General features: G+C 61.4%; 20 protein-coding genes and 1 pseudogene. 6 read left to right on the top strand and 15 right to left on the bottom strand.

The window, feature by feature from the left end:
* The first annotated feature begins 656 nt into the window (after nt 1-656).
* Genes BRAGE_RS0134350 through BRAGE_RS0134335 form a run of 4 tightly spaced genes read left to right on the top strand, consistent with a single transcriptional unit; the run spans nt 657 to nt 3,453 of the window.
* Nucleotides 657-1,616 carry a DUF3618 domain-containing protein gene (locus tag BRAGE_RS0134350; RefSeq protein WP_027561306.1) on the top strand — a complete coding sequence of 320 codons (960 nt, stop codon included), beginning with the start codon at nt 657-659 and terminating at the stop codon, nt 1,614-1,616.
* Nucleotides 1,617-1,628: 12 nt separating this feature from the next.
* Nucleotides 1,629-2,309 carry a hypothetical protein gene (locus BRAGE_RS0134345; protein WP_027561305.1) on the top strand — a complete coding sequence of 227 codons (681 nt, stop codon included), beginning with the start codon at nt 1,629-1,631 and terminating at the stop codon, nt 2,307-2,309.
* Nucleotides 2,306-2,722 (top strand): phage holin family protein, encoded by a 417-nt coding sequence (locus BRAGE_RS0134340; RefSeq protein ID WP_027561304.1) that lies wholly within the window; start codon nt 2,306-2,308, stop codon nt 2,720-2,722. The genes BRAGE_RS0134345 and BRAGE_RS0134340 overlap by 4 nt, the downstream gene beginning before the upstream one ends.
* Nucleotides 2,719-3,453, top strand: coding sequence for a hypothetical protein (locus tag BRAGE_RS0134335; protein WP_027561303.1), 735 nt, complete (start codon nt 2,719-2,721; stop codon nt 3,451-3,453). Before BRAGE_RS0134340 ends, BRAGE_RS0134335 begins: the two co-directional genes overlap by 4 nt.
* A 107-nt stretch (nt 3,454-3,560) precedes the next feature.
* Here BRAGE_RS0134335 and BRAGE_RS0134330 read toward each other — a convergent pair whose 3' ends face one another.
* Nucleotides 3,561-3,824 carry a GlsB/YeaQ/YmgE family stress response membrane protein gene (locus tag BRAGE_RS0134330; protein WP_027561302.1) on the bottom strand — a complete coding sequence of 88 codons (264 nt, stop codon included), beginning with the start codon at nt 3,822-3,824 and terminating at the stop codon, nt 3,561-3,563.
* A gap of 41 nt (nt 3,825-3,865) precedes the next feature.
* Nucleotides 3,866-4,321: a YidB family protein gene (locus BRAGE_RS0134325; RefSeq protein ID WP_027561301.1), complete on the bottom strand. Its 456-nt coding sequence runs from the start codon at nt 4,319-4,321 to the stop codon at nt 3,866-3,868.
* Between the two features lie 136 nt (nt 4,322-4,457).
* Between BRAGE_RS0134325 and BRAGE_RS57295 the strand changes: the two genes are divergently transcribed.
* Complete coding sequence (locus tag BRAGE_RS57295) at nt 4,458-4,784, top strand: DUF2269 family protein (protein ID WP_347336533.1); 327 nt, start codon at nt 4,458-4,460, stop codon at nt 4,782-4,784.
* 77 nt (nt 4,785-4,861) lie between these two features.
* Here BRAGE_RS57295 and BRAGE_RS57290 read toward each other — a convergent pair whose 3' ends face one another.
* The 3 genes from BRAGE_RS57290 to BRAGE_RS57280 form a co-directional block, all read right to left on the bottom strand.
* On the bottom strand, nt 4,862-5,461 hold the full coding sequence (locus BRAGE_RS57290; RefSeq protein WP_231164359.1) for a tyrosine-type recombinase/integrase: 600 nt from the start codon (nt 5,459-5,461) through the stop codon (nt 4,862-4,864).
* A 160-nt stretch (nt 5,462-5,621) separates the two neighbouring features.
* Nucleotides 5,622-5,888 (bottom strand): hypothetical protein, encoded by a 267-nt coding sequence (locus tag BRAGE_RS57285; RefSeq protein ID WP_231164198.1) that lies wholly within the window; start codon nt 5,886-5,888, stop codon nt 5,622-5,624.
* 63 nt (nt 5,889-5,951) lie between these two features.
* Nucleotides 5,952-6,275, bottom strand: a complete 324-nt coding sequence (locus tag BRAGE_RS57280; protein ID WP_231164199.1) for an Arm DNA-binding domain-containing protein — start codon at nt 6,273-6,275, stop codon at nt 5,952-5,954.
* A gap of 726 nt (nt 6,276-7,001) precedes the next feature.
* Between BRAGE_RS57280 and BRAGE_RS50635 the strand changes: the two are divergent.
* Nucleotides 7,002-8,757 (top strand): annotated as a pseudogene (locus tag BRAGE_RS50635) (SDR family oxidoreductase); the annotation flags it as partial.
* A gap of 12 nt (nt 8,758-8,769) precedes the next feature.
* On the opposite strand, the gene BRAGE_RS0134310 reads toward BRAGE_RS50635, so the two are convergent.
* The 10 genes from BRAGE_RS0134310 to ctaD form a co-directional block, all read right to left on the bottom strand.
* Nucleotides 8,770-11,082: a membrane-bound PQQ-dependent dehydrogenase, glucose/quinate/shikimate family gene (locus BRAGE_RS0134310; protein ID WP_430642258.1), complete on the bottom strand. Its 2,313-nt coding sequence runs from the start codon at nt 11,080-11,082 to the stop codon at nt 8,770-8,772.
* Between the two features lie 83 nt (nt 11,083-11,165).
* The gene (locus BRAGE_RS57275) at nt 11,166-11,375 is read right to left on the bottom strand and encodes a c-type cytochrome (protein ID WP_347336532.1); all 210 of its coding nucleotides are present in this window, start codon (nt 11,373-11,375) and stop codon (nt 11,166-11,168) included.
* A 202-nt stretch (nt 11,376-11,577) separates the two neighbouring features.
* On the bottom strand, nt 11,578-12,174 hold the full coding sequence (locus tag BRAGE_RS0134300; protein ID WP_416207748.1) for a c-type cytochrome: 597 nt from the start codon (nt 12,172-12,174) through the stop codon (nt 11,578-11,580).
* A 23-nt stretch (nt 12,175-12,197) separates the two neighbouring features.
* Nucleotides 12,198-13,037 carry a substrate-binding domain-containing protein gene (locus tag BRAGE_RS0134295; RefSeq protein ID WP_027561298.1) on the bottom strand — a complete coding sequence of 280 codons (840 nt, stop codon included), beginning with the start codon at nt 13,035-13,037 and terminating at the stop codon, nt 12,198-12,200.
* Nucleotides 13,021-14,865 (bottom strand): methanol/ethanol family PQQ-dependent dehydrogenase, encoded by a 1,845-nt coding sequence (locus BRAGE_RS0134290; RefSeq protein ID WP_027561297.1) that lies wholly within the window; start codon nt 14,863-14,865, stop codon nt 13,021-13,023. Before BRAGE_RS0134290 ends, BRAGE_RS0134295 begins: the two co-directional genes overlap by 17 nt.
* A 111-nt stretch (nt 14,866-14,976) precedes the next feature.
* Nucleotides 14,977-15,657 (bottom strand): heme-binding protein, encoded by a 681-nt coding sequence (locus BRAGE_RS50625; protein WP_231164201.1) that lies wholly within the window; start codon nt 15,655-15,657, stop codon nt 14,977-14,979.
* Nucleotides 15,658-15,781: 124 nt separating this feature from the next.
* Complete coding sequence (locus BRAGE_RS0134280; protein ID WP_027561296.1) at nt 15,782-16,702, bottom strand: cytochrome c oxidase assembly protein; 921 nt, start codon at nt 16,700-16,702, stop codon at nt 15,782-15,784.
* A complete protein-coding gene (locus BRAGE_RS0134275; RefSeq protein ID WP_027561295.1) occupies nt 16,690-17,043 on the bottom strand; it encodes a hypothetical protein in 354 nt (117 codons plus the stop codon). The genes BRAGE_RS0134280 and BRAGE_RS0134275 overlap by 13 nt, the downstream gene beginning before the upstream one ends.
* Nucleotides 17,040-17,639, bottom strand: a complete 600-nt coding sequence (locus BRAGE_RS0134270; RefSeq protein ID WP_027561294.1) for a cytochrome c oxidase subunit 3 — start codon at nt 17,637-17,639, stop codon at nt 17,040-17,042. The genes BRAGE_RS0134275 and BRAGE_RS0134270 overlap by 4 nt, the downstream gene beginning before the upstream one ends.
* On the bottom strand, nt 17,636-19,543 hold the full coding sequence (ctaD, locus tag BRAGE_RS0134265) for a cytochrome c oxidase subunit I (RefSeq protein WP_035730388.1): 1,908 nt from the start codon (nt 19,541-19,543) through the stop codon (nt 17,636-17,638). Before ctaD ends, BRAGE_RS0134270 begins: the two co-directional genes overlap by 4 nt.
* Nucleotides 19,544-19,545: the final 2 nt, after the last annotated feature.

Raw genomic sequence — 19,545 nt, 5'->3', positions numbered from 1 at the left:
GGTGGCTGAGAGAGCGATCGAGCTCCCTGAGGGAGCAACACAATGCTGAGACGGCTTCGTTTCAAAAATACAACTTTGGAAGAGCTGCTCGTGGCGGGGCAGCGTCTGCGGGAGCGGACAGGACTTTCGTCCGGCAGGGGCCGATTTGTCCGCCCAACGCGTCGAGCTAAGGCTGCTTCTCACCTGAGAGAATGGTTTGTCTCGCCGGGACGTTCACCGAAGTGAAGAGAGCGCCCCAGTTGGCGATCTTCCATTCCCTGTAAGCGAAGGGAAGAACGACGGTGATACATCCCCTGTGCGGTTGAAGGGAAAAATGAGCGCGAGAAGCGGCGGCTTCGCGTTCGAGATCAGTTACGAGAGCAACGCGGGCGCCGTTAGCCCCGCGATCAAGATCGGCGGATCACCATCTTTCAGCCGAGCAACCCTGCAGTCGGATGCTGGCCATCTAACCGACGTTCAGGCTCGAAACCGCACCGCAGCATCCGTCGTAGCGGGTGGCTTCCGGGCCAGCATTTACGGTCGTCAATCGCCGCACTCCGTGCGCGCTGATCGCACTCCTTCTTATCGTGACGAGCAACCGCCAGGCCACGCGAGGAACAATTCAACAAAGCGTGAGTTCGTCACCAAATAGAGAAAGTAAGCAAGAGGATGAATCGATGACACGATCCGTGGAGGAGTTGAGGCGCGAGTCCGAGCGCAGCCGCGCGGAGTTGGCGGCGACGGTAAGCCAATTGAAGGATCAGATATCGGACACCGCCGACGACATCCGCCATAAAGTCTCGCCAGCGCACATTAAATCCGAAGTCACCGATTACGTCAGCCACAAGACCCAGAGCTGGCTGGACGGGCTGAAGCAACAGATCATGAACAATCCGATGCAGGCAGTGGCCGCGGGCGCTGCAGTGGGCGTTCCGTTGCTGCGTTTGATGCGGGGTACGCCGATGCCCCTTCTCATGATCGGCGCTGGGCTTGCCCTGACTTCGAAGACGGTGCGGGATCGCGCTGCCGATGCCGCCGATCCGATCATGGACAAAGCCGGTCGGATGCTTAAGGAGGCGACGAAAGGCGCGCGGGCCATGCAGGGCGATGCCAAGGAGACGCTATCCTCCGCCCAAAGCCGAACTGCTGGGATGGCTGGTGACCCGCAGGATAAGGCCCCTGGTCTCGCCGCTGATCTCCGGGCGAGCGCGGCGGGGGCCGTCGATTTGGCAAGTGAAAGGCTCAAGAGCGGTGTGGATGCAGCCAAAGATGCCGCTGCGAGCGCGCCTGATCAGGCGCGACAAGTCATTGGCGACAATGCTGCACTCATAGCAGGCCTGGGCGTCGCGATTGGCGCCATCATTGCTGCGGCTCTTCCTGAGACGAAGGCTGAGGCAAAGGTGATGGGACGCGCAAGCGACGGAGTGAAGCAGGCTGCGGGCGCGGCCGCGCAATCCGGATTCGAGGCAGCGAAAGACGCGGCCACATCGGCAGCCGATGCTGCGGCGCAGAAGGTCGCCGAGGCTGATCTTGGCAACCAAGCTAGTCGTATGACCCAGAACATGGCTGACACATTGAAAGAGGCTGCGGACGATGTGGTCAAAGCTGCCTTTAGCCCCTCTCAAAGCAACACTTGAAGGAAAACTATCATGAGCGATCTGGACCCGCACAACGTTACCCAATTTGGAAAGAGCCAGGACAAGGGCACCCCGAAGGATATGAAAGAACAGATTGGCGATACCGGCGCGGAGATAAAGCAACGCGCCGGCGATGCTTTCCAGGCATCGGCCGATCTCGCGCGCGACAAGTTTGGCGAGGCCGCGGATGCAGCAAAGGGGGTCGCGGAAGGAGCCGTGGACCAGATCCAGAGCCAGGCGCGCGAGCAGCAGCGATCCGGTGCAGATTTTGTCGAGCGCCTGGCCGGCAACATCCGTGAAGCCGGCAGAGCTTTTGAGACCGACGTACCATTCGCGGCACGTGGCATCGATTCCGCCGCCGACTATGTCGAGGGCGCCGCGCAGAAGATCCGGGAGGGGAGCTTCCGAGATCTCGTCGAAAGCGCAACCGATTTCGCCAAACGTCAGCCTGCCGCCTTTCTCGGGATATCGGTGCTTGCGGGCTTCGCCGCCGTCCGCTTTCTGAAGGCATCGGAAGGACGGTCCTCATCCCCAGGGCAGCGCGACTCGACGGACAGATCGTCGTCGGGAAGCGGTCAGCAGCCGGGCGGGACCGCGTTTTCGGCGGGACAACAAAGCTGGGCTCAGGAGTCGGTGCGGCGCGGTCCTAGTTCGCAACAAACCTCATCCACACAGGGCAGCAAAGCACCATGAGCATCGAGCGCGATATCAAAACCAGCCAGAGCGAGTTCAGGGCGATCTCGACGCTGCTCGGCGATGCCATGTCGCAGTTCGCCAAGCTCTTCCAGAACGAGATTGATCTGGCGAAGGCGGAGCTTGGCGACAAGCTTCAAAAGATCGGTGGGGCGCTGGGCCTGATCGTAGGTGGCGCCGTTCTGGTGATCCCGGCTATCGTCATGGCCCTGTTTGCCCTATCCGCGGCATTGATCTCCGCGGGATGGTCGCAGCCGCTGTCATATCTGACATCGGCGGTTATCGCCGCAGCCGTAGCCGGCGCGCTGGTCGCAATGGGCATCAACCGGCTTGATGCGCGTCATCTGGCCCCCCGGGAAACGATCGGCCAGCTCGAAAAGGATAAGGATACCGTGAAGGGAATGGTGCAATGAACAGCACAAGAACCAGCTTTATGGATAATTTGGTGACCGCCGCCCGGGAAAACCCGGTTGCCGCCGCGCTGATCGGAGGCGGAGCGCTCTGGTTGCTCGCCGGTGACCAGAAGCTGAAGACTGCGGCGCTTTCGGCTGTGGAGGCGGTCGCACCCGCCGCGGACATTGGGACAAGTGGTCTCAGATCGGCGGTATCCGCTGTCAAGCAGACCGTGGCGCCTCCGACCGCACCTGAAATGGAAGACGACAGTTCGCTAGGCGTCGGAGAAGCTCTTCGCGGCGCGAACGCCGCCGCTTCCGATGCGGTCTCGGGAGCTGCGGACAACGTCCGAGATCGTTTCGAGGAGGGCGTCGCCTTCGCGCAGCAGAAATTTAGCAACCTCGGCAACTCGCTTCACGATAGAGAAGCACTAAACAATGCGAAATCGTCACTCGCCGATCTATTCGAACGGCAACCCCTCGTGCTCGGGATCATGGGCATCGCCATCGGTGCGGCGGTTGCAGGCGCGTTTCGCGCGTCCGAGATCGAGAACAAGTATATTGGCGAAGTCAGCGACGATGTGAAGGCCGACCTGAATCGGCGCGCCGGCGCGGTCTCGCAAGCCGTGCGGGAAGCTTCGGACACGGTCGTCGCAGAAATCAACGACACTGGCGCGGAAATGGTGGACCGGGTTAAGCAAGCCGGCATGGAGGCCGCGACAGCTGCTCGTGCAGAGGTCAAGTCTCCTTAATCAGACAAATGAGGCGGGGCGCGCCGGTAATCGGCGGCGCGCCCTTTGCGTGTACTTGATCAGGCACGATTCGCTTCAAAAAAAGGATCTGTGAAAAAAGCCGCTCTTCAAATCGCGCGCCGTTGCCGTCCGGCGAAGAGGCCATACACGAAGAGCACCATAATGGCGCCGACCACGGCGCCGATGAGTCCGGCACCCTCTCCGGGACGGTACCAGCCCAGGGCCTGGCCCAGATATGTGGCAACGAAGGCGCCAACGATCCCGAGGATGGTCGTAAGGATGAACCCGGAGGGTTCGTTGTCCCCCGGCATGATGAATTTTGCGATCACGCCCGCGATAAAGCCGATAATGATAGTCCAGATAATACTCATGCTTCGCTCCTCCTGCATAGATAACAGCGACAGTTCGAAGGTTATGAGGTGGGTAAACGCCCCTCAGGTGTGTACTTGTCGATTGCCTGGGGCAGCTCGCGCGACAACCTTCCGAGAATTTCCTCTTGAGAAAGCCCGGTCTCCTTCTCGAGTTTGTCTAACACGTCGGGGCCGATTGCTTCCCGCAGCTGCGGGGGCGATATCACTTTGTTCGGCCCCGAACTGACCCAAGACCGAGCCTCGTCCCCGTGGCCGTTTTGATTAAATTTTTCCAGCAGCTCGCCAATTCCGCCCTGGAGCAGTCCGCCGACACCTGCCCCGCTCAGCATGCCCGTGAGGTTGCTGAGCAAGCCGCCAAGCGGCTGTTGGGCATTGGCGGGCTCGAGAGATCCAGAACCCGGGCCTTTGAGAAACTCCGCCAGCTTGTCCCGATTCTGATAACCCGCGATGGCGAGCAATCCGAGAAGTGCAGTCATGGACGGCATTCCGCGGCTCATTTTGTCACTCCGTAAAAGGTTAGACAGCTCGAACTCAGTCAGTCCGGTTCTGTTCCTGGCCCTGCCTTCTCGGTTTGCCGCATCCGGCGCAGGCCTGATAAAAGAGGGTGGATGAGCGGCAGCGAAAGATGCGTCAATCAGTCCCAGTGTCCATCGCACTCTACGTGGTGGTGACCGGCAGCCTTCTGGCTGCCTGTGGTGTGCATGCAAATACGAATGCGCGAACGTTGCCTTTCGCGCGATCGAGACGGACGCCAAGCTGCCTGCCGCATATTGCCGTCTCTTCCGCTCGTGGTTCGCATTCGGATTTCCGGCGTTCGCAGCCGTGCTGGCGATCTTCTGGCTGATGATCGCCCACCCAGCTACTCCATCGCCAAGGGAATACCCGTTCGACCAGGCGAGCCATGTGCCCGTGATCGGCTGCAGGATCACGGCATTTACCGTGAACAATCTCTCTACCTAAGGCGGCATCGATCGGCCGCAGCACGGTCCCGCCGTTACCGCGCGCTATCTAAGTGGGCAATAAATCTAGGCTGAGGCTCAGGTGACGAGACTGACGAGACGCAGGTCGGCTTTCGCGGGCATCGCAGACGCGGGCTCGCCGACGATCCGGCGCAATTCGGCCGCGACGCCATTCAGCACTGCGCGTTTCTCCTTCATCCGCTTCGAGTGATTGTAGACCTTGCCGGTAACGGTCGGTACGATCTGCTCCGCTTTCTTGCCCGCAGCATGATCGAGGCACTTCGCGATCCACACGTCGTCAAAGCCGAGATCGCCGGCCAACGTCGCTGCTGTCCGGCGAAGGTCATGCGGCGTGAATGGCTTGAGGCCGAGCAGTTCGCAGAGGCCGGCGGTCTTAGTTTTGTCCTTGTTCCTCTCGTGCTTAGTGCCGCGCAGCGCGTCCGCCATTGCCTTGCGGTGGATCGGCTGGCCCTTGTACATCGGGCTCTCGAACACAAACTGCTGACGGTCCGAGGCGAGCGCCTCCTTGATGATTTCGACGGCCAGATCAGACAGTGGCTGCTGGATCACCCGGCGCTTCTTAACCCGCTTGAGCGGGACGTCGAAGCGCGGGTATTCGCCATCGAGGTCAAATAGCTCGTCCCGGTGCGCACCGAGCAGTTCACGAGAGCGCAGCATGGTGACCAACTCGAACTTGAGCGCCAGCCGCGTCCGTGGTCATAGGGGAGGTCGTTGCGGTCTAGCCCGTGCCAGAAGATCCTGATTTCATCCTCGGACAGAACCCGAGTACGAGGATGCTCAGCGTCCAGCTTGGGCAGGTTGACGCAGGAGCTGGCCGTCACGTAGTCGCGGCCCGCTTCTGCCGCCCCGTTGAACAGGCCCGAGGCCCCTTTACGCATATGGCGCGCGTTGCTGACCGAGGGCTTGCCGAACTTGCGCCGACGATATCGTTCGAGAGCGTGGCGATGTCGTGCTTGGTGACCTCCATGGCCAGCTTCTTGCCGAGGCGAGGGCGGATAAAGCGGTCAAGGTGGCTCGCCGTGTTCTCCCAGCTTTCCAGCCGAGGTCGCATCTCGCCGTCCGGCTTTTTGCCTGGCGTCTTCATCCGTTTGATGCGCTCGTCGATGATCTCGGCGACGGTCTTGCCGCGTTTCGCTTTTGCGGTCTTCTAGTCGTGGAAGGTCTCGGCAAGCGCGTTGCCGCCCATGGCCTTGAGGCCGTAGACCTTGCTGCGGGCGTCCTCGATCGTGAAGGTTTCCGGATTGTAGACGCCGAGCCAGCCGGTGCGCTGCTTGCCGGACTGCCTGTCGGTGAACTTGAAGGCGAAGGTGGCTAGGCCTGCCGCGGTGATGCTGACGTAGAGGCCAGGGCACTTGCGGTCGTAGAGCTTGGTCCGCTTGGGGACCCGCTTCTCGTACATCCGGTCGGTCAGAATGACGCTGCTGTTGTGGCCCCGCTTGCCGGCGCGGGAAGGGACAATGCTACTATCCATGTGGTTTCGGCTCCTAAGGCTCGGGACCAAAGGGCTCGGCTTTAGGGCTTTCAGTCTGTCGTGCGGACGCTGAAGGCTTAGGGCCGGGCCCTTATTTTGGTGAAGCCCGCTGAAACAGCCCATATTAGGTAGTGGAAAAGCACTTGTTTTAAATGGCTTTCTTAGTTTCGGCGTGTTTCACCGAATGCCAAAATAGAGACGCGTGGTCCTGACGCCCGGAGTTTGTGCGCCAAGTCTTGTGGTGATGCATGTGGCCCAACCGGGCTCGCGCACCAGTGATCCGCAAGGCGACGGGGGCAATAGTGTATCGCTCCCCAGGGAGATCACGACATAAGCCGTCAACGCACTGCGCAGGGAAGGCTGGATGTCCTGTCTTCACCTCTATGCCGTTGTGCAGCCTCTTGTAGCGCAATATTCGCACAGTGAACCGCGGGTGCCAGCCGGCACCCGGCCTTCCCTGCGCCCTCTTTGGCGACAGTGCAGAGCTCGGGCGCATTGCGTCGCGAGAACGCCAGTTCGTGTCGGATAATCGCGCGGTGTAAATTGATCGACGTTAATCATATTGATATGCAGGAACCGTTGTTCCCGCGCAAGCCCGCAGCCCCGGCACATCGCGAACGTGAGCGGTCAGGCGGCGCGCTGCGACCCACGTCGGCCTCTAAGGGCTTCCTCCTTGGAACGGGCATCAGTCCAGGGATTTGGAGCAGCAGCCTGATTGGAAACTTCATGAACAAGCCTGATGCCATGATTTCGACGGCCCGCCTCACAAGGGTTACCGATGATATCTGGATGGCCGATGATCGACCGATAAACGCTGCTGGGTTGCAACTGCCGGTGCGCATGACGGTCATCAGGCTCTCCAACGGCGATCTCGTGTTGCACTCACCGGTGCGATATTCTTTGGCCCTTCGCGATGAAATGGGAAAATTGGGGTCAATCAAGTTCCTTTTGGCGCCGAATGTCGCGCACTGGATGTTCCTGCCTGCGTGGCAAAAGGAGTTGCCGCATGCCGTGACATTCGCTGCGCGGGGCCTTGCGGCGCGGCGGCAGGTTCGAAAGGCCGGTGTTCGGATCGATCAGGAACTCGGCGACATTGTGCCCGACGCATGGACGGCGGAATTCGAAACCATCGCCGTCAATGCTCCGATGTTTTCCGAGGTCGAGATATTCGACAAACGCAGCCGCACGCTGATCCTCACGGATCTCGTCCAGAATCTGAACGCGAGCCACCTTCCGGCTCTGACCGAGGCTGTCGCAAATGTGCTGGGCATCACCAAGCCCGACGGACGAGCTCCGATTTACTTGCGGCTCCTGTTGCACCTCGGCGGCCGTTCGGTGCAGGCCGCAGCCGAGCGGCTTGTGGACCTTGCTCCCGAGCGTGTCATTTTCGCGCATGGCGATTGGTTCGCTACGGAGGGATCTGCCCGACTTCGACGATCCCTGCGCTGGATCCTTCCAATGGTAGACGCGGCGGCACCGACGCGGCCAAATGCCGGCAGACGCGTGGTCATCACTGGCGCATCCAGCGGAATTGGCCGAGCCGCGGCGCTTGCGTTCGCGCGCGAAGGCGCCAGCGTCACGCTGGCCGCGCGACGCGGTGAAGTTCTGGCGCGGCTTGCAGCCGAATGCGAGGCGCTCGGGGGGCGGGCGTTGGCAGTCCCGACCGATGTCACTGACGCGCAGGCGGTAAAGATTCTAGCCCCGCAGGCAGAGGACACGTTCGGCGGCATCGATGTCTGGATCAACAATGCCGGCACGGGCGTGTTCGGGGCCTATCAGGACGCCGATCTGGCGCTTCATCGCCGCACGATCGAGGTAAACTTGCTGGGAACGATGCACGGTGCTTTCGCCGTGCTTCCGATCTTTCTGCGTCAAAAGCGCGGGATCCTGATCAACAACATTTCGCTAGGAGGCTGGGCGCCCACGCCGTTCGCCGCCGCCTACACGGCAAGCAAATTCGGCCTGCGCGGGTTCACCGCTAGCCTGCGTCAGGAGCTCGGTGCGCAGCCCAACATTCATGTCTGCGGCGTGTTTCCGGCGATGGTTGACACGCCGGGCTTCGTGCACGGCGCGAACGTGTCCGGAAAGCAGCTCGATCCTGGTCCGATGCTGTATCAGTCCGAAGACGTCGCCCGGACATTTTTGAGTCTGGTTCAAGCACCTCGCGACGAGATGGCTCGGCTGGCCGGCACGCGCCGGTCAGATGTCGTATGCGATCGCTCCGAAGCTGACGGAGGATCTGCTGGGACGAGCGTTTCGTTTCCTGCTGTCGCGCGCGCGACGCGCGCCGATCAACGAGGGTAGTCTGATCAACGTCTCGTCGGACGGTACTTCGGCGGATGGCGGTTGGCTGGCGAGGAAACAGCTTCCGCCGGCTGGCATCATCAGCGCGGGGCTTGTGATGGTCGGTATTGCTGCCTGTGTGGCATTGGCCGTGTCCGCGGCCCGCTCTCCGCGCAGGCCCAAAGTGAGAGCGGCGCGGAGGTCGTCGCCGTCACGGCAATGCGTAGGCCCTAATGTAATCACCGAGTTTGGTACCGAACGAGCCGTGACCGCCATCGACCGTCACGACATACTGCTTGCCGCCGGACTCGTACGTCATCGGCGTCGACTGCCCGCCAGCGGGAAGCCGATCCTGCCAGAGCAGCTTGCCATCGTCGACGTCGAACGCCCTGATGTAGTTATCCATCGTTCCCGTGATGAAGAAGATGCCGCCAGCCGTCATCATTGGTCCGCCCAGCATGGGCACGCCGAGCTTGAAGGGGAGTGGAACAGGTGCCTGATCGCGGATCGTGCCGATGCGATGCTGCCAGACGACCTTGTTCGTCTTCAGGTCGATAGCTGCAACGGTTCCCCAGGGCGGCGCAAGGCAGGGGATGCCGAGCGGCGAAAGGAAAATGCCGAGATCGACGCCATAGGGTGCGCCGTACATCGGCTGCACGCCGAGTTCTGTGCCAGGCGGATGCGCTGCATTCGGCGCCGCGGGATTGTCTTTTCCGCGCGGCACGAGGCGGGAGATGAAGGGGATGGATTGCGGATTTGCGATTGCGATCTGCCGCCCTGCATCGACGGCGATGCCGCCCCACTCGAACATTCCGAAATCGCCGGGGAACACCAGCGTGCCTTGCTCCGATGGCGGCGTGAATGGCCCTTCGTAACGCAGGCGCTTGAACTTGATGCGGCAGGCGAGCTGGTCGAACATCGTACTGCCCCACATCTGCGTGCCGGTCAGCATGCCGCGCGGGCGGAAGCTCAATTCGGAGAAGGGTTGGGTCGGCGACAGCCGGTCGCCCGACGCAGGCCCCTGCGGCACCGGTTTCTCCGGCATCGGCACCAGCTGGTGCCCGTCGCGGCGGTCGAGCACGAAGATATCGCCGGTCTTGGCTGGAATGTAGATCGCGGGGATCACTCCCTGGCCGACCCGAAGATCGACCAGACTTGGCTGCGATGGCATGTCCATGTCCCAGAGATCGTGATGGACGTTCTGGAACGACCAGCGCAACTTGCCGGTGGCGATATCGAGCGCGACCAGCGCGGAATCGTAGCGCTCCTTGTCTGCCGAGCGGTCGCCGCCCCAGATGTCAGGAGAGCTTGAGCCGAGCGGGACGTAGACGAGGCCCAGATTTTTGTCGACCGCCGAGATGCTCCAGGAATTGGGCGAGCCAGCCGTAAAATGATGTGAAGCCGAAGGCATCTCGTTCGGGTCGGAATTGCCGGCATCGAATGCCCATATCAGGCGTCCAGAATAGATGTCGAAGCCACGAATCACGCCGGAAGGTACGCGGTCCGAGTAGTTGTCGATGACGGCTCCGCCGACGATCAGCATTTTGTCGGTCACGACTGGCGGGGAGGTTCCCTCATAAAACCCGAGCGTCGTCACCTCGCTACCCTGCTTGAGGTCGATTTGCCCGTGATCACCAAATCCTTCACAGGGTTTGCCGCTCTCGGCGTCCAGTGCGAACATGCGACCATCGTTTGTCGGCAGGAAAATCCGTGCCGGGCATTCGCTCGGGGCAGCAGCGCCGTCAGCGGTTTGCGCGCCGGATTTGGCAGCGTGATAGGCCACGCCGCGGCACGTCATATGCTGGAAGGCCTTGTTGTGTTGAACGTGCGGGTCGAACTTCCAGCGCAGTTTCCCCGTCGCGGCTTCGAGCGCAAACACGATTTGGTGCGGAGAGCAGGTGTAGAGGAGATCGCCGACCTTGAGCGGCGTCGCCTGATTGGTGATCTCGTCCGGATCATCAGGTCCCTTGTGGTCACCGGTCCGAAACTCCCACACCGGCTTGAGGTCCTTCGCATTGTCTTTGGTGATCTGGTTCAACGAGGAATATCGGGTGCCGAAGCCGGTACCGCCATAGGCTGTCCAGTCCGCGCCCGCCGCAGGCCCGGCCGGCGTTGCAGCTGCTGATGTGTCGCTATCCGGCAGAACGCCTGCGATGGCGCGGCGGTCCTTGACGAGCGAAACGCCCAGAACAACTGCTGCAATGATGAGGACGAGGCCAAGAGCCGATCGCGCCGCTCGTAATCGCGGCATCAAGCGCGCTGAAACCAAGGGCAATAGCAGCCATACTCCGAGTGGCACGAGAATGTCACCGCGGGGTGCCAGTGACCAAAAATCCAGCCCGACCTCCCACATGGCCCACGCCATTGTGCCGAGCAGTAGTGCAGCATAAACCCAGAGCGCGGCAGCGCGGCGGTTCGCCAGCAGCCAGCCGATGACCAGAAGAGTGACTGCGGCAATCACATAATAAGGAGAGCCGCCCAGGGTGGTAAGCCAGACGCCGCCGAGAAACAGATACAGACCCATTATGGCGAGAACCACAATGGTAACGGCAAGCCAAGGCGTTTCGCGGAAGAGGGTGTTGAAAGGGATCATCGGAGGTTGCTCGGCTAGTTGAGCGTGTAGAGAAAAGCTGCAATATCGCGAGCGTCGTTCTGCGGGATGCCCATCCCCGGCATTGCATTGCCTGGCAACATCCGTTGCGGATCCTCGATCCAGTACGCCATGTTGTCGGGCGAATTTTGAATGAAGCCAGCAATGTAGGTCCGTGTTCCCACGCGTCGGAGCGGCGGACCGACGTTGCCGTCCGCACCCGCAATGCCCGGAATCTCGTGACAGCTTCCGCACTGGTAATGCGCGATCAGCTTCGCCCCACGATGCGCGTCACCATCGAAATTGTCCCCGGTCCGGCGGCTTTGCTCTGCCCGCAGGCGCCAAGCCCTGACGCCATCAAAGCGGCGATCACCACGCGAATGACGGGACTGGCAGGGTTGTGGCCCATGAACTGCTCCGATCGCTTGATCAGGGTTTCTGGCCGAAACCGAACGTCTTGGTTGCCGACCACGGATCGGTCGTTGAGACCTGCTCGCTTGGGACCTGCTCGACCTCTGGTGAGAGCGGGTTTGCCGAGAACGTGCGACCCCATTGATGGCTCGGCTCGTTGCCGATCTTGCCGATATAGGTCACGAGGTCCCAGATCACGCTGTCGGGCAGCACGCCGCCCCAAGCGGGCATCCCATTCGGCCGGCCCTGATAGATCGAGAGATAGATATTTTCAGGCTGCGCGCCATAAGTGAACGTGCTGTTGCTCAGCGCCGGGCCCATGCCGCCGCCGCCGTTAGCCGCATGGCAGCCGATGCAGTTGAAATTGACGAAGTAGGTCATTCCGCGCTGCTCCGCATTCGGGTCGCCCTGCGAAGGATTTTTGATTTGCGGCGGATTTGGCTGCGCGCCGGGAAAGAGATGGGTGACCGGGACCTGCATGAACACGCCCGGCCTGCCGTTGCCGACGCTCTCGCCGAAGTTCGGGCGCGCCGCCACGGTCGGGACCTGTGCCTCCTGCGATTGCGGGAGGCTTTGCTGGGCGCCTGCAGGACCGCTTACGGCGATCAGCAGCAATACGGAGGTGGCAATCGCACGCATCACTGATGTCCTCCGGAAGCGGTTGCCGGGAGTTCGACGAGGGGCACGCCGTAACTGCGAAGCAGCGAGATGATGTCGGACCGATGCTCATCGATGAAGGAGTTCAATCGGTCACGCAGGGCGTGGTCGCCCTTGCGCACGCCCATCGCGATGGCGAACTGGAATTGCTGGGGCGCGAAGCGTTCGCCGTCCTGCACTGGGGTGACCGTGAGAGGCACTGGCGAATGCTGAGCGAAGTAGCCGCCCAGCGGCCCCCATGCGGCGGCGACGTCGATTTCGCCGTGCTCGACTGCCTCGATCAAGCGTGCGGGCGGGTCAGCTTGGCGGTAATCGCCATAGATTGAGTAGCCTCGGACGTTGTCCACGATGCCTTGCTCACCAAGCGCCTCTGCCGGTGGTGGATTATTGCCGTCGTCGCCGACGAGATGTACGCCGATGACAAGATGATGCAGGCGCGGGTCAAGCAGGGAGGACAGATCGAGATTCTGATCCTGCCGGGTTACGAAGACATAGGTGGAGCGATAATACGGCTTGGTGGTCTCCACCAGATCGTAGCCGGCAGGCACGCCCATCACGACGTCGCACTTTTCGGCCCTCAGGGTGTTGCGGACAAATCCACGGCGCTGTACCCACCAAGTGTAGACGACCTGCTTTCCAAAGGACTGCGCGATCATCGTCGCGAGCTTGTTTTCGAACCCTGCTTCCGCGCTGTTGGAAAACGGCAGATTGTTCGGATCAGCGCAAACGCGAAGTTCGCCATCTGGCGCGGCGATTGCGGGAGAAGCGAGCCCGATCAGACAGCCAAGGGTGATGGCGGCACAATCACTGCGCAGGCGCATGACCGTTATCCTGACCAGTGGCGCCAAGCCTGAACACCAGCAGTTCGCTGCCGCCGGTGGTGTAGAACGGCAGGTCCTGCGTCGCACCTGTAAAGCCGAGTGCGCCATTGCGCACGCGTGGATCGATCTCCGCGTTGGCCACCACACCGGGCCAGCCGCCCACACCCGACAGGATCGCGATGTATTGTTGTCCGTCCGAGCCGCGGTAGGAGATCGGCTGGCCGATGAAGCCGGAGCCGGCACGGAATTGCCAGAGCACGTGCCCATTCTTTGCATCCACCGCCTTGAACAGACGATCCATGGTTCCGTAGAACGCGACATCGCCGGCCGTTACGAGTGCCCCGCTCCAGACTGGAAGCTTTTCGTGGATTTCCCAGACCTTCTTCCGCGCGATCGGATCCCACGCCATGAACTCGCCGCGATAACCGCCGGGGCCGGCATACATGTCGACGTCGGCGCCGACATAGGGCGTTCCGGCGATGTAACCGACCTGATAGGCCTTGAAGTTCATGCAGAGATGCTGATGCGGCACGTAAAGCAACTTGGTGCGCGGCGACCACGCTGACGGCTGCCAGTCCTTGGCGCCGGGAGCGCTCGGACAGATATTTTCGATGGTCTTGCCGAGCAGCGTCGTTTTCTCTTCGTTCGGAATGATCTTTCCCGTCTTCAAGTCGACGCCCTTGTAGGCATTGACGAAGTCGAAGGCGTCCGCCGAGATCACTTCGCCGGTGGCGCGGTCGATGACATACATGTAGCCATTGCGCCCGGGATGGATCAGGACCTTGCGGAGCTTGCCTCCGAGCTCGAGGTCGACCAGCACATTCTCGTTAATTTCGTCATGGTCGAAGAGATCGTGCGGATTCACCTGGTAGGCCCATTTGGCGTAGCCTGTGTCCGGATCGCGGGCAAAAATGGTTGTGCTCCAGAGATTGTCGCCGCTGCGCTGGTTTGCATTCCAGGGACTTGGGTTGGCGGTACCGTAATAAATCAAGTTGAGATCGGGGTCGTAGGAGATCCATCCCCACATGGTGCCGCCGCCGACCTGCCAGCGATCGGCGGGCCAGCTCTTCACGCCGAGATCCTTGCCTTTGAGACTGTCGTAAAACGGCTTGAAGTCGTCGCCAATCAACACATCCGTGTCAGGACCCGTCGCATAGGCGCGCCAGGCGATCGCCCCGGTGTTTTCATCGAGCGCGGTGACCCAGCCGCGCACGCCAAGTTCGCCCCCGCTGTTCCCGATGAGAACTTTACCCCTCACAACGACGGGCGCCATTGTGATGGTCTCGCCCTTGTTGATCTCGCCAAGTTTCGTATGCCAGAGTTCCTTGCCAGTCTTGGCATCGATCGCGGCGGAATGGTTGTCGAGCGTGTTCAGGAAGATCTTGCCGTTGTCAAATGCGAGTCCGCGACTGACGACGTCACAACAAGCAACCCCTGCCGCTGCGGGCTCGGGCTTCGGTGCGTAGGACCATTTAATCTCGCCCGTGGTGGCATCCAGCGCAAAGACGCGATTGGGGTAGGGGCCAGCATAGGGGCCGACCACATACATCATGCCATCAATGATGAGCGGGGCGGCTTCCTGGCCGCGGTCGGCTCCGATCGAGAACGTCCACGCAAGCTCCAAATGCGCGGCGTTGCTCGCGTTGATCTGGTCAAGATCGCTGTAGCGCGTATTGGCGTAGTCGCGGGCAGCCATTGGCCATTGACCGGGGTCCTTCATCCTTGCGGCAAGATCGCTTTGGGCAAAGGCGGGTGATAGCAACACGCTGCAGGTGCAAAGCGCGCTAAACGCTCGGCGCAATCGCCGCCCGACGCGAGGGATTAACATAGGTGAATTCTCCACGGCGTTGACTAGGCCGTGCTGCGTTGCAGGCCGCTTTGCGCACGTACAAACCTCGCGCCTGTGCTTGGTTCCTAACGCTGCTTGGGAGCGTCTGTGCTACCGCACGACGTTGCCCGAGACAGCAGCGCCCAGATCGACTCCGATCTGATCTTCCTTGCCATTGCACTTGGGATGACCAAATCCGGATGGGCTTTTGCCGTCGGGGCCCATGTCATAGATGATCGCATCCTTCATGTTTGGGCTGACCCCCGCCGGCACACGATCAAGTCCGAGCTGGTGTCGGACCCGCCAGGCGACATTGTGATCGGCGCAAGAGCTGTCGCCGCTGACACCCAGCGCGCCGGCGATGCCCTTGTCGTCATAGAGCGCAAGCCCGCCGCCGAAGACGATCACTCCGCCGACGGGCTTGCCGACCATGGGATCATGATCGGTCCCAAATTGGTCCGGCGTGCCAGCATAGATCGCTTCAGGGGATGGTGGATTACTCAACCCCGCGCCGAACAGGAATCCACCGGGCTGGGCGCCGGCATAGAGGTTGGCTGTCGCCATCGCCGTGCTTTTCAAGCTGAAGGCGTTGGCCGTGTTTGCCTTTTCGGCCGCGATTGCTCGGCTGCCGAGCCATTGATCGTCGACCTTGCCGCCGCTAAAGGCGACGGCGCAGACGATGCCCTGTCGGTTCACGACCGCAGCCCATTCGTTGTTGTCGAGGCCGCCATTAGTGGGGCTGCCGCCGCTTGGGGCTGATCCTGCGCGAACGCGGTGGCCGAAATCGAACATGTTGCCGCCATGACGGCTGCGATTGCCAGAGCAGAATGTTTAGCCATAGGCGCTCCGCAGAAATTGTTTATAGCAGGCGAACGTCGGTTGCATCACGCGGTTCCTATGAAGAGGCCGAGCTAGATCAATCGGCCCGGATGGGACGCAAGCGGGAATGCTCCTCCATCGAGGTCAACCAGCGATAGGCGAAGAATAGCGCCGCGCCGGTGTAGAGAATGCCCATGGGCATCCACATCAGCATGCCGGCGAGTTGCTGGTCCTCGAGCGGCGTCAGTCCGAATTCATCTGCAAAGACGTCTTGGGATGGAATCCACAGGCGGGTCGACAGAGTGAGCAGCGCGCCGAGCACACCGGAGTGCATTACGGTGACGAACAGGCAGACAATTGCGATACCGTCACGAAGCCGTACGCTGCGACCGGCCCCGCGGCCATGCAGCAGCACCCACCAGAACAACAATGCGGTTGCAAAGAAGCTGATGTGCTGCAGGCGGTGGATGCCGGTGTTTTGCAGGGCCCAGGCATAGAGTGGCGGCGCATGCCAGATCCACAGCGCGAGACCGTGGAGAGCCGTCGCGCTGATAGGGTGGCTGATCAGCGCCCATGGCCGTGCCACGATCGGCAGGTTCAAGCATCGACCTGCCGCGGGACGAAGCGCAGCCGGCAAGCTCCACATCATCGGCCCATTGATGCGGGCAAAGGCCATCAAAGGCGCGCCCACGACCATGAGCAGCTCGTGCTCGACCATGTGGGCGGTGAACAGGCGCTCGCCGAGCCAATGCAGGGGTGAGGTCAGCGCGAGTGCCACGATCAGCCATCCCGTCCAGAATGCAGCGACCTGGGCGAAGCTGACACCGCGTCCGCCGCCGGCATGGTGCCAGAGCCGCTGCGTTCCCCCGTAGAAGCCGATGCCGACGACGTAGAGCGGGCTTAAAAGCCAGGGATCGAAGCTCCATAACGATCCCGGATCGACCTGCGAGATGCCATGGGCCATCGCCGGCCGTACAAGCAGGGCGAGAAGAAGCGCGAGCAGGCTCAGCGCTGGCATGGGCTGATCATCAACGAAGCCGCAAGCTGGTTTGCGATCACGAGCGCGAACAGGACGCCGCTGCCGACTCCTAGCCACGCCATGAACGTCCGGGGACCCCCGCCCTGCGCATCGGCCCATTCGGCGCCGGCGCCGCGACGAACGGCGCGTGCGGATATCGCGGTGCCGACGAGGGCGACGATAGCCAGTGCCGCCCCCATGATAGTGCCACTCACGCGCGTCGTCTCGCAGGAGAAGTGCGCGAACGCGTAGACGCCTTGCAGGTTAATCCCCCAGGCAAGCGGACCGAGCGCGACCCCGGCCCAGTAGAGCAGTCTTGTATGGGTATCGTTGGCCGTCATAGGCGCGGCACCCAGTCGAGCAAAGCGTAAAGCGGCAGCCAGGCCAGCACGACAAAATTCCAGTAGAATACGTTGTCGGTGACGTCGCTGAACCGGCGCGGCCTGGCGTGACGGGTGAACATCAGCACCGTCAACACCACCGTGTCGCCGAGATCGGTGGCGAGATGCGTCGTATGGAGTCCGAGGATGAGCCAGACGATCGATCCGTAGGCAGAGTTGTCCCAACGCGTGTTGAGATGCGCGAATTCAAAGCCGCGGAGGACCAGCAGAACGATGCCGATCAGCGACATCACAATGAGGCCAATGCGCACTTTCGTGAGGTCCTGCCGGTGCGCAACGCGATTGGTCATCTCGTTCGGGATGATGCTCAACAGGTAAATTGCGACCTCGACCGTGCCCGGCCAAAGATCCGGAGGCGCGGCACCGATCGGCCAATCGGAATTTACGGCATAGAGATAAAGGTATGTACCGATCGCAATGGCGAATCCCATACCCTCAAGCGCCATGAAACCCATGGCGCCCCACCATGGGCCACTTTTCGGGCCGTAGCCATAGGTTGGCAGTTCGGCGACGTTGCGGACGATGGTTTGTCTCACTCCTCGTCCTCCTTGCTGCCGGTCGGCCAGAACCAGCCGATCAGAGCGACGGCCATCGGAGGGGTGCCCCAGAGCACAGCCCAAGGTGTGAAGATCGAACCGATAAAGAAAATGGTTGTCGCAATCGCCGTGATGAGCGGCCAAACACTCGACTCAGGCGAAGCCTCGCGGGTCTGAGGGTCGGCCTCCGCGAGCGATGTCAACAAGACTTCGCGTCGCTCGACGCTGAGCCCGGCGACGACGGGAAGACTGTCGCTGTCGAACCATAGGGGATCGCGGTGCTTGACGACGGGAATACGATCGAAATTGTGCGGCGGTGGAGGTGAGGAGGTCGCCCATTCCAGCGTCGAAGCGTCCCAGGGGTTATCGCCCGCAAGGGCGCCGCTGCGAAGGCTGGAGATCACGTTGACGAGCAGCAGCGCAAAGCTGATCGCGAAAATCACGGCGCCGCCGCTGGACAGAAGATTCAGATGGGCCCAGTCCATGTCGGCAGTATAGGTATAAACACGTCGCGGCATTCCGATCAGCCCGAGGATGTGCATCGGAAAGAACGCGACATTGAAGCCAACAAAGGCGAACCAGAAATTCCAGCGGCCGAGCCGCTCGCTCATCATACGGCCGGCGATTTTCGGGAACCAGTAATAGACGGCTCCGATGAGAGGGAAGACCGCGCCCCCGATCAGAACATAATGGAAGTGCGCGACCACGAAATAGGTGTCGTGCACCTGGGTATCGATCGGCACCGATGCGACCATGACGCCGGACAGGCCACCTAGCACGAAGATCACCAGGAAGCCGAGCACGAACAATAGCGGCGTTCGGTAGACTGGGCGGCCGTCCCAAAGCGTCGCCAGCCAGCAGAAAATTTGCAGCCCGCTCGGCACCGCGATCAGCATGCTGGAGGCCGTGAACAGGCCGGCGCCGAGCTGCGGCAGGCCGGTCACGAACATATGGTGGACCCACAGACCGAACGAGAGAAATCCGGTCGCGATCAGTGAAAGAATGACGACGGGATAGCCGATCACGGGGCGCCGGCAGAACGTTCCGAGGATCGCCGAGACCATGCCCGTGCCGGGAATGAAGATGATGTAGACCTCGGGGTGACCGAAGAACCAGAACAGGTGCTGCCAGAGCAGCGGATGTCCGCCGGAGGAGGGGTCGTAGAAACGGGTATTGACGAGGCGATCAAGGATCAGCGACGTCGACGCGACCATGATCGATGGCATCGCGAACATCACTAGGAAGCTCGAGACGAGCATCGCCCAGACGAACAGCGGAATGCGATCGAGCGTCATACCGGGGGCGCGCAGCTTGAAGACGGTGACGACGATTTCCACGGAAACCGCCAGCGCCGCGACCTCTGTGAAAGTGATCATCTGCGCCCAGACATCGGGCCGTTTCGTCGGCGTGTATTGCAGGGACGAGAGCGGGACATAGGCAAACCAGCCGACATCCGGTCCGGTATTGACTAGGAAAGAGATCCAGAGGAAGCAGCCGCCGAAGAGATACATCCAGTAGCTGAAGGCGTTCAGGCGGGGAAAGGCGATGTTGCGCGTGCCCACCATGAGCGGCACGAGGTAAACAGCGAATGCCTCCATGACGGGCACGGCGAACAGGAACATCATCGTCGAGCCATGCATCGTGAAGATCTGGTTGTACTTGTCTGGTGACAGGAACGTTTGTTCCGGCCTCGCCAGCTGAATGCGCATCAACACTGCAAGGATGCCGCCGAGTGTCAGGAACGCGAATGCAGTCGCGATGTAGCGGCGACCTATGACTTTGTGGTCGACGGACATCAGCGCGCCGAGGAGTCCGGAAGGCGTACGCCAGACAGTTTCGAGCCGTGTCGACAGCTGCAAGCCGTTCAGCGCGTCGTCCCGCAATTCGCGTTCGTCAGCTGCCATGC

The sequence above is a fragment of the Bradyrhizobium genosp. SA-4 str. CB756 genome (assembly GCF_000473125.1).
GTDB classification, from domain to species: Bacteria; Pseudomonadota; Alphaproteobacteria; order Rhizobiales; family Xanthobacteraceae; genus Bradyrhizobium; species Bradyrhizobium arachidis.
This window is presented reverse-complemented; position numbering and strand designations above follow the sequence as displayed.

Coding starts and splice junctions, on each gene's coding strand:
- BRAGE_RS0134350 (WP_027561306.1), top strand. CDS start 657: ATGACACGATCCGTGGAGGAGTTGAGGCGCGAGTCCGAGCGCAGCCGC.
- BRAGE_RS0134345 (WP_027561305.1), top strand. CDS start 1,629: ATGAGCGATCTGGACCCGCACAACGTTACCCAATTTGGAAAGAGCCAG.
- BRAGE_RS0134340 (WP_027561304.1), top strand. CDS start 2,306: ATGAGCATCGAGCGCGATATCAAAACCAGCCAGAGCGAGTTCAGGGCG.
- BRAGE_RS0134335 (WP_027561303.1), top strand. CDS start 2,719: ATGAACAGCACAAGAACCAGCTTTATGGATAATTTGGTGACCGCCGCC.
- BRAGE_RS0134330 (WP_027561302.1), bottom strand. CDS start 3,824: ATGAGTATTATCTGGACTATCATTATCGGCTTTATCGCGGGCGTGATC.
- BRAGE_RS0134325 (WP_027561301.1), bottom strand. CDS start 4,321: ATGAGCCGCGGAATGCCGTCCATGACTGCACTTCTCGGATTGCTCGCC.
- BRAGE_RS57290 (WP_231164359.1), bottom strand. CDS start 5,461: ATGCTGCGCTCTCGTGAACTGCTCGGTGCGCACCGGGACGAGCTATTT.
- BRAGE_RS57285 (WP_231164198.1), bottom strand. CDS start 5,888: ATGAAGACGCCAGGCAAAAAGCCGGACGGCGAGATGCGACCTCGGCTG.
- BRAGE_RS57280 (WP_231164199.1), bottom strand. CDS start 6,275: ATGGATAGTAGCATTGTCCCTTCCCGCGCCGGCAAGCGGGGCCACAAC.
- BRAGE_RS0134310 (WP_430642258.1), bottom strand. CDS start 11,082: ATGGGTCTGTATCTGTTTCTCGGCGGCGTCTGGCTTACCACCCTGGGC.
- BRAGE_RS0134295 (WP_027561298.1), bottom strand. CDS start 13,037: ATGCGCCTGCGCAGTGATTGTGCCGCCATCACCCTTGGCTGTCTGATC.
- BRAGE_RS0134290 (WP_027561297.1), bottom strand. CDS start 14,865: ATGTTAATCCCTCGCGTCGGGCGGCGATTGCGCCGAGCGTTTAGCGCG.
- BRAGE_RS50625 (WP_231164201.1), bottom strand. CDS start 15,657: ATGTTCGATTTCGGCCACCGCGTTCGCGCAGGATCAGCCCCAAGCGGC.
- BRAGE_RS0134280 (WP_027561296.1), bottom strand. CDS start 16,702: ATGCCAGCGCTGAGCCTGCTCGCGCTTCTTCTCGCCCTGCTTGTACGG.
- BRAGE_RS0134275 (WP_027561295.1), bottom strand. CDS start 17,043: ATGACGGCCAACGATACCCATACAAGACTGCTCTACTGGGCCGGGGTC.
- ctaD (WP_035730388.1), bottom strand. CDS start 19,543: ATGGCAGCTGACGAACGCGAATTGCGGGACGACGCGCTGAACGGCTTG.